Origin of the sequence: Lentzea kristufekii (genome assembly GCF_033949925.1) — a bacterium.
Classification (GTDB): domain Bacteria; phylum Actinomycetota; class Actinomycetes; order Mycobacteriales; family Pseudonocardiaceae; genus Lentzea; species Lentzea kristufekii.
The window spans coordinates 409,105-422,516 of the sequence record NZ_JAXAVV010000004.1 but is presented as its reverse complement, the minus strand read 5'-3'; the positions used below and the strand labels follow the sequence as shown (position 1 = coordinate 422,516).

The 13,412-nt window shown below is 70.3% G+C and carries 11 protein-coding genes; 3 read left to right on the top strand and 8 right to left on the bottom strand.

Annotation, left to right across the window (positions count from 1 at the left end):
• Positions 1–17 precede the first annotated feature (17 nt).
• The 6 genes from SK571_RS11165 to SK571_RS11140 form a co-directional block, all read right to left on the bottom strand.
• On the bottom strand, positions 18–482 hold the full coding sequence (locus SK571_RS11165; RefSeq protein ID WP_319983959.1) for a CBS domain-containing protein: 465 nt from the start codon (positions 480–482) through the stop codon (positions 18–20).
• A gap of 30 nt (positions 483–512) precedes the next feature.
• Positions 513–1,253: a respiratory nitrate reductase subunit gamma gene (gene narI / locus SK571_RS11160; RefSeq protein ID WP_319983958.1), complete on the bottom strand. Its 741-nt coding sequence runs from the start codon at positions 1,251–1,253 to the stop codon at positions 513–515.
• A complete protein-coding gene (gene narJ / locus SK571_RS11155) occupies positions 1,250–1,975 on the bottom strand; it encodes a nitrate reductase molybdenum cofactor assembly chaperone (RefSeq protein WP_319983957.1) in 726 nt (241 codons plus the stop codon). Before narJ ends, narI begins: the two co-directional genes overlap by 4 nt.
• Complete coding sequence (narH, locus tag SK571_RS11150; RefSeq protein WP_319983956.1) at positions 1,972–3,594, bottom strand: nitrate reductase subunit beta; 1,623 nt, start codon at positions 3,592–3,594, stop codon at positions 1,972–1,974. The genes narJ and narH overlap by 4 nt, the downstream gene beginning before the upstream one ends.
• A 1-nt stretch (position 3,595) precedes the next feature.
• Positions 3,596–7,318: a nitrate reductase subunit alpha gene (locus SK571_RS11145; protein ID WP_319983955.1), complete on the bottom strand. Its 3,723-nt coding sequence runs from the start codon at positions 7,316–7,318 to the stop codon at positions 3,596–3,598.
• 104 nt (positions 7,319–7,422) lie between these two features.
• The gene (locus tag SK571_RS11140) at positions 7,423–7,911 is read right to left on the bottom strand and encodes a sensor histidine kinase (protein ID WP_319983954.1); all 489 of its coding nucleotides are present in this window, start codon (positions 7,909–7,911) and stop codon (positions 7,423–7,425) included.
• A 74-nt stretch (positions 7,912–7,985) separates the two neighbouring features.
• On the opposite strand from SK571_RS11140, the gene SK571_RS11135 reads away from it, so the two are divergent.
• A complete protein-coding gene (locus tag SK571_RS11135; RefSeq protein WP_319983953.1) occupies positions 7,986–8,114 on the top strand; it encodes a hypothetical protein in 129 nt (42 codons plus the stop codon).
• A gap of 205 nt (positions 8,115–8,319) precedes the next feature.
• Here the strand turns inward: SK571_RS11135 and SK571_RS11130 are convergent, their stop codons facing one another.
• Both SK571_RS11130 and SK571_RS11125 read right to left on the bottom strand, forming a co-directional pair.
• On the bottom strand, positions 8,320–8,655 hold the full coding sequence (locus SK571_RS11130) for a cupin domain-containing protein (protein WP_319983952.1): 336 nt from the start codon (positions 8,653–8,655) through the stop codon (positions 8,320–8,322).
• A gap of 254 nt (positions 8,656–8,909) precedes the next feature.
• On the bottom strand, positions 8,910–10,079 hold the full coding sequence (locus SK571_RS11125) for an MFS transporter (RefSeq protein WP_319984029.1): 1,170 nt from the start codon (positions 10,077–10,079) through the stop codon (positions 8,910–8,912).
• 254 nt (positions 10,080–10,333) lie between these two features.
• Here SK571_RS11125 and SK571_RS11120 point away from each other — a divergent pair, with 254 nt between their 5' ends.
• The gene (locus SK571_RS11120) at positions 10,334–12,865 is read left to right on the top strand and encodes a multicopper oxidase domain-containing protein (protein ID WP_319983951.1); all 2,532 of its coding nucleotides are present in this window, start codon (positions 10,334–10,336) and stop codon (positions 12,863–12,865) included.
• Entirely contained in the window at positions 12,862–13,311 is a 450-nt protein-coding gene (locus tag SK571_RS11115) for a hypothetical protein (RefSeq protein ID WP_319983950.1), read from the top strand. Before SK571_RS11120 ends, SK571_RS11115 begins: the two co-directional genes overlap by 4 nt.
• Positions 13,312–13,412 lie beyond the last annotated feature (101 nt).

Sequence of the window (13,412 nt, the reverse complement as noted above, 5' to 3'; positions counted from 1 at the left end):
CTCGGTCGGCTGATCACTCAACCACGCGCGGCGCCGTTCGTTCGGACAGCCCTTTCGGCGGCCCGCGCGGCGACGTCGGCGTCGCTGCAGAATCCGGTCAGGCTGCGTTTGAGGCAGAGCATGCCGAGCAGGGTGCCGTTGTCGTCGATCACGGCAAGCCGACGCTGCCCGCTCCTCCGAAGGAGCGTGAGGGATTGTTCGGCGGGCGTGGTCGGCGCAGTCGTGCGGTCCACCATGCGGGAGTGGAGCAACGCGAGGTCGGTGCCGTCGAGGTTGTCGCCCAGGTCGGTTCGCAGGAGCGTGCCGACCAGACGCCCGGACTCGGTGAGCAGGAGGAGGTGGACGTGGTCGTCGGTGAAGCAGGCGCGGGCCTGGTCGACGGTGATGTCGACCGGCAAGGTCTTCGGTTGTCGCACCAGTACGTCGCCGGCTGTTCTGCCGATCAGCTCCGGCGGGACGTGCTGCAAGGTGAGAGCATGCATGGTGAGGCCGTCCAACGGAAGTGGTCGGGGTCAGCGCCGGAGGTCGTGCAGACCGCGGTCTCGCACTGCGGCCGGTGCCGGCACAGCAGGGGTTGGTGACCCGCGGCGGGTGCGGTAGACGACGTAGGGTCGCCACAGGTACGCGATCGGTGCCGACCACACGTGCACAAGCCTGGTGAAGGGCCAGAGCGCGAGGAACAGGAAGCCCCCGATCGCGTGCAGTTGGTAGACCAGCGGAGCTTCGGTCATCAGGTGCGTCTCGGGGGAGAACCAGAAGATGCCGCGGAACCAGACGGCGATCGTCTCGCGGTAGTCGTAGCCCTCGCCGAGCAGGTTGGTCCCGACGGTGGCCGTCATGCCGAGCACCACCATCGCCGCGAGTCCCACGTAGAGAACCTTGTCCATCGTCGTGGTGACGCGGCGGACGCGGCCGTTGACGAAGCGGCGGGCGATGAGCAGGGACAGACCGACGACGAGCACAACGCCGGTGATGGTGCCGCCCCACACCGCGGTCGCGTGGTAGACGTGTTCGGAGACGCCGATCTTCTCCGTCAGCCAGGCGGGTACGAGCAGTCCCATGGCGTGGCCGGCGATGACGCCGAACGCACCGAGGTGGAACAGCGGCGAGCCCAGTCGCAGGATGCGGCTTTCGAGGAGTTGGCTGGTGTGGGTGGTCCAGCCGAACTGATCGCGTCGCCATCGCCACACGTGGCCGATGAGGAACACCGCCAGGCACGCGTAGGGGATGACGATCCAGACGAGCGTGTTCATCGGGCTCTCTCCATCGAAGGGTGGGCGTGCGCGCACGGTTCGGCGCTGAGATCGGTGGCGGCGTCAGCGCCGAGGGTCGGGCCGAATCCGATCGAGTCGACATCGGTGCCGTAGGGCGCCAGGCCGACGGACTCCACGGGCGGGCCGTCCTCGGCAAGAGCCCGGATCGCGTCCCGGTCGTTCTCGGTCAGCGGTGGCAGCGCGGTGACGACCGCATCGAGCAGGTGCCGGTAGGGCGACCCGTTCTCCTCCAGGGCGGCGCGCAGCAGCTCCACACCGCGGCGGTGCTGGCGCAGCGGTGCCTCGCCGTCGCCGGGGCCCGTGATGGCGGCGAACTCGAGCACCACCGGCAGCAGGTCGGGCAGTTCGCCCTGGGCCAGGCGCAACCCGTGGGCTCGGTAGCGCTGTTTGAGGGTGAGCAGGGCGATCCCGCGTTTGCGGGTGTCGCCGTGCAGGTAGTAGGTGAGGTACAGGCCGGAGCGGCGGCGCAGGTCGAAGGTGTGCACGTAGTGGGTCTCGACCTCGATCACGTCGGTGGTCAGGAACCAGTCGAGGAATGCCTCGAGTCGCGTCCGCACGTCGTCGTGCTCGATCTCGCCGACGGCGGCTCGCAACTCGTCCCCCGCGGCCAGGAGGGCGGCGTCCGGGTAGGTGAGCAGTGTCGAGGCGAGGCCGAACAGCCGGGATCTGTCGGTTCCGGCCACTGTGGACTGCTCGGTCATGACCGCTCCCCGGCCGGGTCGATGGACAGGCCGAGCCTGCCGTCGCTGCGGCGGGTGGACAGGCTTCTCCGTCCTGAACGGATCTGGTCGCCGTCGGCCACGAGGTGGAACCCTTCGGCTGCGGCGGGTTCCGTCATTCCGGGACCACCGGCGCAGTCCAGCGAGCAGTCCGAAGTGGATGCTGCTTGTGCTTCCAGCGCGGCGGCGTCCTTGGCGTAGGCGGCGGGGATGACGTAACGCTCGTCGTACTTGGCGATCGCGAGCAGCCGGTACATGGCCTCGATCTCCGTGCCCGACATGCCCACCGCCTCGCACAGCTCCTCGGCGACGGTGCCGTCGAGGGTCCTGGCCCGCATGTAGGAACGCATCGCGGCGAGCTTCATCAGCACACCGGCCACCGCGTCGGCGTCCCCCGCGGTGAACAGCTCGGCGAGGTACTCCACGGGGATCCGCAGGTCGCGGATGGTGTGGAAGACGTCGTCGGCATCGGTGTCGTCGCGGCCCGCGGCGCCGACCGCGTCCAGCACCGGGGAGAGCGGCGGGACGTACCAGACCATCGGCAGGGTGCGGTACTCCGGGTGCAGGGGGAGTGCGATCTGGTAGTCGCTGATCAGCCGCCACACCGGCGACGCCTGAGCGGCGAGCACCCACTCCTGCGGCAGCCCGGCCTCGGTGGCCAGGCGCACGGTCTCGGGGGCGTGCGGGTCCAGGAACACTTTCCTTTGTGCCGCGAGCAGATCCCGCTCGTCCTGCACCGATGCGGCGGCGAGCACGGCGTCCTCGTCGTAGAAGACCAGGCCCAGGTAGCGCAGCCGTCCGACGCAGGTCTCCGAGCAGATGGTGGGCTGCCCGGCTTCGATGCGCGGGAAGCAGAAGGTGCACTTCTCCGCCTTGCCGGTGGCGTGGTTGACGTAGACCTTCTTGTAGGGGCAGGCGGTCACGCACATGCGCCAGCCGCGGCAGCGGTCCTGGTCGACCAGGACGATGCCGTCCTCCTCACGCTTGTACATCGCGCCCGACGGGCACGCCGAGACACAGGCGGGGTTGAGGCAGTGCTCGCAGATGCGCGGCAGGTGGAACATGAAGGTCTTCTCGAACTCGAACTTCACCCGGGCCGCCGCCTCGGGCGCCATCGCGGTGATGTTCGGGTCGGTGGCGGCGCGCTCGTGGGCACCGCCGAGACCGTCCTCCCAGTTGGCGCCCCACTCGAGGCTGATCGGTTCGCCGGTGAGGGCGGATCGGGGCTGCTTGACCGGGGTGTCGGTTAGCCCGGCGGGGGCGGACACGAGGACGTCCAGGTCGAACGTCGCCGGCTCGTAGTAGTCCTCGAGCGTCGGCAGGTCGGGGTTGGCGAAGATCCGGGACAGCCGCTTGACCCGGCCGCCGGAGCGCAACACCAGGCGCCCCTTGGCATCGAGCTTCCAGCCGCCCTTCCAGCGCTCCTGGTCCTCGTAGTGCTTGGGGTAGCCGATGCCGGGCTTGGTCTCGACGTTGTTGAACCAGACGTACTCGGTGCCCTCGCGGTTGGTCCAGGTCTGCTTGCAGGTCACCGAACAGGTGTGGCAGCCGATGCACTTGTCGAGGTTCATCACCATGGCCACCTGGGCGCGGATCCGCATGTCAGTACTCCACTTCCTGGGTGCGGCGGCGGATGACGGTGATCTCGTCGCGCTGGCTGCCGATGGGGCCGTAGTAGTTGAAGGCGTAGGTCATCTGGGCATGGCCGCCCGCGAGGTGCGTCGGCTTGACGAGCAGCCGGGTCATCGAGTTGTGGTAGCCGCCGCGCTTTCCCTTGCCGCGGCCGGTTTTCTCGGTCTTGGGCACGTTCACGGTGCGTTCCGGCGAGTGGTACTGGAATACCGTGCCCTCGGGCATCCGGTGGCTCACCACCGCGCGGGCCACGATCACGCCGTTGCGGTTGACGGCTTCGACCCAGTCGTTGTCGGCGACACCGATCTTCGCGGCGTCCTCCACGCTCATCCAGATCACCGGCCCACCGCGCGAGAGCGCGAGCATCAGCTCGTTGTCGTGGTACATCGAGTGGATCGACCACTTCGCGTGCGGGGTGAGGAACCGGACCGTCACACCGCCGTCGGCCACGTCGCCGGGTTTGCCGAAGTGCCGCGCCATGTTCAGTGGCGGCCGGTAGCCGGGCAGGTGCTCGCCGAGCTCGGCGACCCAGTCGTGCTCGACGAAGAAGTGCTGCCTGCCGGTGAGGGTGTGCCAGGGCTTGAGGCGTTCGACGTTGATGGTGAACGGCGAGTACCTGCGCCCGCCCGTCTCCGAGCCGGACCACTCCGGACTGGTGATCACCGGCTGCGGCGCCTCCTGCGTGGCCGCGTAGGTGACGTGGTCGGTCTCATGGCCCTCGACCAGGTCGGTGAACCGCTGCCCGGTGCGCTTCTCCAGCTGAAGGAAGCCTTCGTGCGCCACACGGCCGTTCGTCGTGCCGGACAGGGCGAGGATCGCCTCGCACATCCGGTCCGCTGTGGACAGTGAGGGCCTGCCCGCGAACGGGCCGTCGGCCACGACGCCGTTCTGGTGGCGCAGGTACTCGAGCTCGGCGGTGACGTCGACCGTGATGCCCTTCGTCGTGGTGCCGAGCTTGTCCAGCAGCGGGCCGACGGCGCGCATCTTCGCGCCGATGAGGGTGTAGTCGCGTTCGATCTCGACCAGCTTCGGCATGGTCACGCCCGGCACCGGCTCGCACTCGCCGCGCTTCCAGTCCCGCACCCGGCCGTGCGGTGTCACCAGCTCATCGGGAGTGTCGTGCTGCAGCGGCGCGGCAAGCACGTCGCGGCGAGTCCCGAGGTGGGTGACCGCCAGTTCGCTGACCTTGTCGGCGATCGCGAGGAAGGCGTCGTAGTCGGTGTTCACCTCGGCCGGCGGGTCGACCGCGGGGGAGAACGCGTGCACGAAGGGATGCATGTCGGTGGTGGAGATGTCGTGCTTCTCGTACCAGGTGGCCGCGGGCAGCACGACGTCGGCGTGCAGGCCGGTGTTGGTCATCCGGAAGTCGATCGCGGTGAGCAGGTCGAGCTTCCCGACCGGCGCCTCGTCCCGCCACGCCACGTCCCGGGGCCGCTCGTCCGGCCCGCACTCCTCTGCCGAAGCGAGGGAGTCGACGCCGAGCAGGTGCTTCATGAAGAACTCGTTGCCCTTGCCGGACGAACCGAGCAGGTTGGCCCGCCACAACGTCAAGCAGCGCGGGAAGTTCGCGGGGTTGTCGGGGTCGTCCGCGACGGCCTTGAGACGCCCGGCGCGCAGTTCGGCGACGATGTGCTCGGCCGTGCTCACACCTGCGGCCGCGGCCTCGTCGGTGAGGTCGAGCGGGTTGCGGTCGAACGCCGGGTGGCCCGGTGACCAGCCCATCCGCTGGGCGGCCGCGACGGTGTCGGCGAAGGTCATGCCCGCCAGCAGGCCCTGCCCCAGCGGGGACGCCAGCTCGTCGGCGGGCACCTTCTCGTAGCGCCACTGGTCGGTGTGCAGGTACCAGAACGGTGTGCTCGCCTGGTGGCGCATCGGCCGCTGCCAGTCGAAGGCGAAGCTCATGTGCTGCTGCCCGGTGATCGGCCGGGCCTTCTCCTGACCGACGTAGTGCGCCCAGCCACCGCCGTTGACGCCCTGGCAGCCGGTGAGGGTGACCAGTGCGATGAACGCGCGGTAGGTCATGTCCGAGTGGAACCACTGGTTCGCGCCGGCACCGAGCGCGATCAGGGAGCGACCGCGGCTGCGTTCGGCGTTGCGGGCGAACTCGCGGCCGATCTTGGCCGCCAGCACCGCGGGCACGCCGGTGATCCGCTCCTGCCAGGCCGGCGTGTGCGGGGATTCCGCGTCGTCGTAACCGGTGGGCCACTCGCCGGGCAGATCGCCGTCCGGGCCACTGCGCCGCACGCCGTACTGGGCCATGACGAGGTCGAAGACGCCGGTGACGAGCTGGTCGCCGACGCGCGTGACGGGGACTCCGCGGCGCATGGTGGCCCCGCCCTCGGTCTCGCCGACGTCGAACCGCGCGAGGTCGACCGCGACCTGCCCGCCGGCGTGGTCGAGCACGCCGAGCGCGGGCACGACGCCGCCGAGGTCGAGGTTCCACCGGCCCTCACCCTCGGGGCCGTAGCGGAACCCGAGTGAGCCGCCGGGCACCACCGGTTCGCCGGACGCGTCGTCGAGCAGCACCGTCTTGTGCTGCGCGCCGGGGTCGTCGTCGCCGAGGTCGGCGGCGGTGAGGAACCGGTCGGCGACGTACACGCCCGGCTCCCGCTCCCGCAGGGTGACCAGGAACGGCAGGTCCGTGTAGGACCGCACGTAGTCGGTGAAGTAGGGCACCTGCCGGTTCGCGAAGAACTCGGTGAGCACCACGTGCCCCATGGCCATCGCCAGCGCCCCGTCGGTGCCGGGGTGCGGGGCCAGCCAGTCGTCGGCGAACTTGACGTTGTCGGCGTAGTCGGGGCTGACGGCGACGACCTTGGTGCCGCGGTAGCGGGCCTCGGCGAGGAAGTGCGCGTCCGGGGTGCGGGTGACCGGGATGTTCGAGCCCCACATGACCAGGTAGGTGGCGTTCCACCAGTCCGCGGCCTCGGGGACGTCGGTCTGGTCGCCCCACACCTGGGGCGAGGCGATCGGCAGGTCGGCGTACCAGTCGTAGAACGACAGCAACGTGCCGCCCAGCAGCGCGTGGTAGCGGGTGCCCGCCGCGAAGGACGCCATCGACATCGCCGGGATCGGGGAGAACCCGACGACGCGGTCGGGTCCGTAGGTCTTGGTGGTGTACACGTGCGCGGCGGCGACCATGGTGGTCACCTCGTCCTGGGAGGCGCGTACGAAACCGCCGCGACCACGCTGTCCTTTGTAGACAGCCGCCTTGCGGGGATCCTCGACGATGTCGGCCCACGCCGCGACCGGGTCGCCGAACCGCGCGAGACCGGCACGGAACATCGTGATCAGCGAGCCGCGCACGTAGGGGTGCCGCACGCGGGAGGGCGAGTACTCGTACCAGGAGAACGACGCGCCGCGAGGGCATCCCCGCGGTTCGTAGTCCGGACTGTCCGGACCCGTGGTCGGGTAGTCGGTCGCCTGGTGTTCCCAGGTGATCAGGTCGTCCTTGACGAAGACGTTCCAGGAACACGAACCGGTGCAGTTCACGCCGTGGGTGGACCGTACGACGCGGTCGTAGCTCCACCGGTCGCGGTAGAACGATTCCCAGGCACCAGAGTCGATCTGGTGCAGGGTCCGTCCGTGGTCGCCGACCGTCTCCTTGGTCAGGAAACGCCGGACGCCGAGCAGCGCACCGTGGCCGGGAACGTGGTCGTTCCCAAGCCCTGCGGGGTCAGGAAGGGGGGACACGGGCACGCAGCTCCTTCGAGTGGATCCGGCTGGACGTCAGCCAATCCGGACACCAGAACCACGAAGGCGGGGACCGGTCAGGCACCACCAAGAATCATGGGAAATCACTGTCCACTCAGCAGTCGAACGTCCCGCATCCCGCAGGCCTTTGTCCCTGAGGCCCGCTGGCCTCTTGCACGGGGCGACATCGAGGTCACGGGGCGACCGACGAGCGGTGACCGGGTCGAGAACCGGTCGGCCACGGCCTGACGCCCTGCCAGGTCAGGGTCGTTGGACACTGCCGGCAGGCGCGGCGCCTGCCGGGCGTTGTCGTCCTGGTCCGGCTCCGGCAGTGGTGCGGTCCGCATGAGAGTGGTGCCGCGACCCGCTGAGCTGTCGATCGTGAGCGTTCCGTTGTGCTTCTCGGCGCGGGTGCGGAGGTTGGCCAGACCGCTGCGGGCGGTGTTGGACAGGGCTTCGCGGACCAGGGCGATCAGGTCCGCGGCGATGTCGTCGGGAACGAGGGCGTCCAGCGGGCCGTCGAAACGCAGGGCCGGGGTGAAGCCGAGGGGATCGGTGGCGTCGTGGATGACGTCGGTGAGCCTGCGGCGCACACTCGGCGTCGGCGTCGGCGCGGTGCGCGGCGAGCCGCTGGGCCAGCGCGGCCTGGGAAGCGAACGAGGCGAGCATGTTCAGGTCCCGGTGGTCGAAGCCGCGGCGGCCGGGGCTGTTCGCGACGACCAGCACCCCGGTCGGGATTCCGCCGGGTGCGACGAGCGGAGCGGTCGTTCCCGCGCCGAGGTGGGTCGGCCAGTGATCCGGGTGGCCGGTGGGGCGAAGCTAGCCGCCGTGACAGGAAACTCCGTCGTCGCCTTCCAAGCCGACGAGCTCGACGGAGATCTCCGGAACGTGGCTGCAGCAGTGGGCGAACGGACGGCGCGACCACTTCGTCCGCATTCAGGTGGAGGAGGTCACCGGACGACGCATGCGCTCTTCGGTCAGCCCCTCCGCCTGACCACTGGTCAACGGAGGGCGACGGTGAGCAGGACGACGGCATCCGCGAGTGCGGTCAACCCGTGTCGCTGCGGTGGGATGACCGCGAGTTGGCCGTTTTCCAGGACCCACTCGTCGTCGTGGGTGTGAAGTCGCACCTTTCCCGTGATCACGTGGAGAGTCGCGGCCGGCGGCGAGTCGTGCTCGGCGAGTTCGGCTCCCTCGGTCAACGCGATGAGCGTGACGCGTTGCGAGGACCCGGACACCAGAGTGCGCGCCGCACGACGGGACGCGTGCTCGCGGGCCTGGGCGAGCAACTCCGGGCCGAGATCACCGACCGAGGACACAGCGGGGTGATCGGTCACCGCACACGCTCCCATCCGCGCCTTGGGCGCTCGGCTGCCGAGCCGGTCGTCGCGGCTGCGGTTGATCGACAGGGCGCACGACGGTGTGAGGGCCGAGCACCGCCGAGATCTGGATGGCCAGACGCGCCGTCGTGGCGAGGTCATCGGCGGCGTGTGCGGCGCGTACGCGGCTGATCAGGTTGACGACGTGATCGTGTTCCCCGGTCGGTTCCGCGATCGCGGGCAGGACCTGACAGCCGCAGGGCTCACACATGTCACGACCTCGCCGGTACCGCGTCGTGCAGCGAGCGCCGCACGACGGTGAGGGTGAAGGCGAGCGTGCCCGCAGCGACCACCGCCAGTGCCGCCAGACCGAGCGCATAGGAGTCGAACGCGCCGTAGAGGGCGCCCATGACCAGCGGCGGGACGAACCCGCCCAGGCCGCCCGCGGCACCGACCACGCCGGTCACCGAGCCGACCTTCGTCCCCGGCGCCAGCAGTGCGACCAAAGCGAACACCGCGCCACTGCCCGCACCGAGCGCGGCCGCCATCGACAGGAACGCGATCGTGCCCAGCGGCATCAGGGGCGGAGTGAACGCCTGCACCGCGGCCCCGGCGGTCACGACGCCCAGCGCCGCCGTCAGCACCCGCACCGGCCCGATCCGATCGGACAACCAGCCGCCGACCGGGCGCATCAGCACCGCGAGCAGCACGAACCCGGCCATCCGGTTCGCCGCGTCGGACTGGGTGAGTCCGTACGCGGTCTTCAGGTAGGCGGGCAGGTAGACCGAGAACGCGACGTACCCGCCGAACGCCACCGCGTACAGCAGTGATGCGTGCCTGGTCACCGGCAGCCGAGCGGTGTCCAGGAGGCGGCGCGTCAGCGACTCGGTGGGCACCGTCCGTCCTGGAGCGTCACGCAACAGCAGCGCCGCGACGACCGCGTAGACCGCCAGCACCACCGCTGTGACGATGAACGGCGTCGCCACCCCGCCGGAGTCGACCAGGCGAACGGTGGTCAGAGCACTGATCGCGGTGCCACCCATGCCCGCGCCGAAGATCCCGATCGCCAGCCCGCGCCGCTCGGGCGGGAACCAGGCGTTGACGAACGGCACCCCGACGGCGAACGCCGTGCCGCCCAGGCCCAGGAAGAACCCGCCGACCAGCAGCGCGGTCAGCGAGCCGTGCCCGGCCAGGCCGAGGAACAGCACCGGCACGATCGTGATCAGCGAGATCGCCGGGAACATCACGCGGCCGCCGAAGCGGTCGGTCAGGGCGCCCACCGGGATGCGCCCGAGTGAGCCGACCACCACCGGGACGGCGACCAGCAGGGCCTGCTCGAACGCGCTCGGCCCCAGCGAGTCCTTGAACAGGGGCCCGAGCGGGCTCAGCAGCGCCCACGCCCAGAAGTTGATCGCGAACCCGGCCGTGGTCAGGCTCAGCATCAACGTCCGTCGTCCGGCTGTGGTGGACGGCGGCGAGCTCTGCTGGTCGGTGGCAGCTGTTCTGTCGGCGATCTGGTGTCGTGAAGTCATCGGCGTCTCAGCTCGTCATTCGCGCGGTCGTGTGCGGCCCACCGGTCAGCAGGGCTCGGATTCATCGTCAGCGACTCGCGGTCGGCCTGGCAGGGGAGAGGGCCCGGTTCCCGACAGGACCAACGTCCCTACTGGACGCGACGATCAGCGAGTTCCCTGGACGTGTGAAGGAAAACAGCACGCCACCGCGCGGACGCGGGGTGCGGGGGCGCGTGTTCGTGTGGGCGAACGTCGTCGTGCTCGCCTGGCTGGCGCTGGCCGTGATGCTCCTGGCCCTGCACGACGCGTTCCACGTGCCGGCCTGGGTGGCGCTGCACGCCCTGCTGCTCGGAGCGGTCACCAACGCGATAGTCATCTGGTCGGAGCACTTCGTCGTGACGTTGTGCCGAGTGCCGGGGCCGTCGCCGCGGAGGCTCGCGTTCGGACTGACGGCACTGAACCTGTCCGTTGTCTTCGCGCTCGTGGGAGTCACGACCGACGTGGCGGTGCTCGCCGGCGTCGGAGGGACGGCGGTGGCCGTGATCGCCGCCGTGCACACCATCCACCTGCTGCGGCTGAGGAAGACCGCTCTGCCAGGACGTTTCGGCTACCTCACTGGCTTCTACGGCGCCGCGAGCGCCGCACTGGTCGCCGGGGCGGCGTCAGGTGCCGGTCTGGCCGCCGGCGCCGCCCACTGGTACGCCCGGCTGTGGGCCGCGCACGTGCACCTCACCTTGCTGGGCTGGATCGGGTTGTCGGTGCTGGGCACGCTGTTCACCCTGTGGCCGACCACAACGGGCTCCCGGATCCACCAGGGCACCATCACGGCCGCCCGTCGTTCCCTGCCGGTGCTGGCGGGGGGACTGGTCGTCGCCACCGGCGGCGTGCTCACCGCGAACGTGTGGGTGACCGCAGCCGGTTTGCTCTGCTACGCGGCGGGAATCGTCGTCGCGATCATTCCACTGTGGAGCCGGCCGCGTGGGCCAGCGGCGTGGATGCTCGCGGCCGGCACGGGATGGCTGGGCGTCGCGGTGCTGTTCGACGCCGTCCAGCTGCTGTTCGCCGGGACGGTGGAGGATCTGCCCGAGGTGATCGGCACCGTGTTGCCCGTCCTGGCGGTGGGCTTCACCGCACAGGTGCTCGTGGGCGCGTTGACCTGGTTGCTGCCGGTCGTGCTGGGACGTGGTCCGGCGGAGCACAAGGCGATCGCCGAGATCCTTTCCCGCGGCTGGCGGACGAGGGCAGTCGCGACCAACGTCGCGATCCCTTTGATCGTCTTCGGCCGACCGGCCCCCGTGCACCAGATCGGCTGGGCTCTCGCGGCCGTCAGCGTCGCGGCCTTCCTCGTCCTGGCCTTGCGGGTAGCGGTCCCGGCGGCACGGAACGGTGTGCTCAACTCCGAACCCGGCCAGGCGCAACCTCGGGGCACCACCACCGGTGTCCTGGCGGGGCTGGTCGTTGTCGTGGTCGCCGTCGCGCTGGCCACCAGCGGGCAAAGCAACACGGCCGCCGTCCCAGGCGAAGCGCGCACCGTCGACGTGACGCTGAGCGGGATGCGGGTGCGACCGGACACGGTGAGCGTTCCGTCCGGAACCCGTCTGGTGTTGCGCGTGACCAATCAGGAGGCGATGCCGCACGATCTGCGCCTGGACAGCGGAGAGCGCACACCGCTGCTCGCCAGGGGTGAGACCGCGCTGCTGGACGTCGGACAGGTCAGCGGTGACCGGCGTGCCTGGTGCACGGTGGCCGGACACCGGGCCGCCGGCATGGCCATGACCATCCGGCTCGACGGCAGCCATCAGCACACCCCGGCCGAACCGGACAGCCGCGACGACACCGCGGCGCTCGATCCCGGAGCCAGTCCCTCGTCCGGATGGAAGTCACGTGACGCCACGCTGGCTCCGGCAGCGGGCACAACGCATCGCGTCGAGCTGCGCGCCACCGAGCAGGACCTGGAGGTGGCTCCCGGACGACGTGAGCGACGCTGGACCTTCGCCGGAACCGCACCTGGTCCCGCTCTGCGCGGCAGGGTCGGTGACCAGTTCGAGATCACCTTGATCAACGACACCACGATGGGCCACGGCATCGACTTCCACGCCGGAGCCCTCGCCCCCGACGGGCCGATGCGCACTCTCGCTCCCGGCGAACGCCTGGTCTACCGGTTCACCGCGCACCGCGCCGGGGCCTGGCTCTACCACTGCAGCACCATGCCGATGTCCCAGCACATCGCCAACGGCATGTACGGAGCGGTGATCATCGACCCACCCGGCCTGCCGGCCGTGGACCGCGAGTACCTCCTCATCAGTTCCCAGCTCTACCTCGGAGCACCCGGCAGCGACGCCCAGGCCGGCAAGATCCGCGACGGACGACCCGACGGGTGGATGTTCAACGGCATGGCCGCCCAGTACGACCACGCCCCGCTCACCGCCCGCACCGGCGAGCGCGTCCGGATCTGGCTCGTCAACGCCGGTCCCGGCGACACCACGGCCTTCCACGTCGTCGGCGCCCAGTTCGACACCGTCTACCGGGAAGGCGCCTGGCCGCTCCGCCCGGCGGACACCGCCGGCGGCGCCCAGGTCCTGGACCTGGCACCGGCCCAGGGCGGTTTCGTCGAACTCACCTTCCCCGAGCCCGGCCGCTACCCCTTCGTCGACCACGACATGCGCCACGCCGAGAACGGCGCCCACGGCCTCTTCACCGTCACGGAGCACCAGTGATCGACATCTGGACCGTCGTCCGGTTCCTCCACGTGCTCGGCGCCATCATCTGGGTGGGCGGGCAGCTGACCATCACCCTCGTCGTCCTCCCACCCGCGCGCCGGGCACTCACCGCGACCGATCGAGCCGACGTGCTGCGAGCGGTGGGCAAGCGGTTCGCGGTCATCACCGCGACCGTGTTCCTGCCCGTCCAGATCACCACCGGCATCCTGCTGGCCGGCCGCCACGGTGTCACCTGGGCCTCGCTCCTGCACCCCGGCTACGGCCGGGTGCTCGCGGCGAAGCTGCTCCTGTTCGTCGTGGTCATGGCAGCCACGGCCGTCCACGGCGTGGCCCAGGCCGGACAACGACCCCACGCCGCCAGGGCCGCCTCCATCACAGCGCTGATCGGTTCGGCCGGAGTCGTGCTGCTCGCGACCGGGCTGGTGGAGGGCACCGCCGGCTGAGGCCCGGCCGGTCCTCGCACCGGATCGCGCCGCTGGGGGCGTGGACGTTCCTGAGCAACCACGCGCACGTGTTGCTGTGCCTTGCCTCCGATCCCGACCAA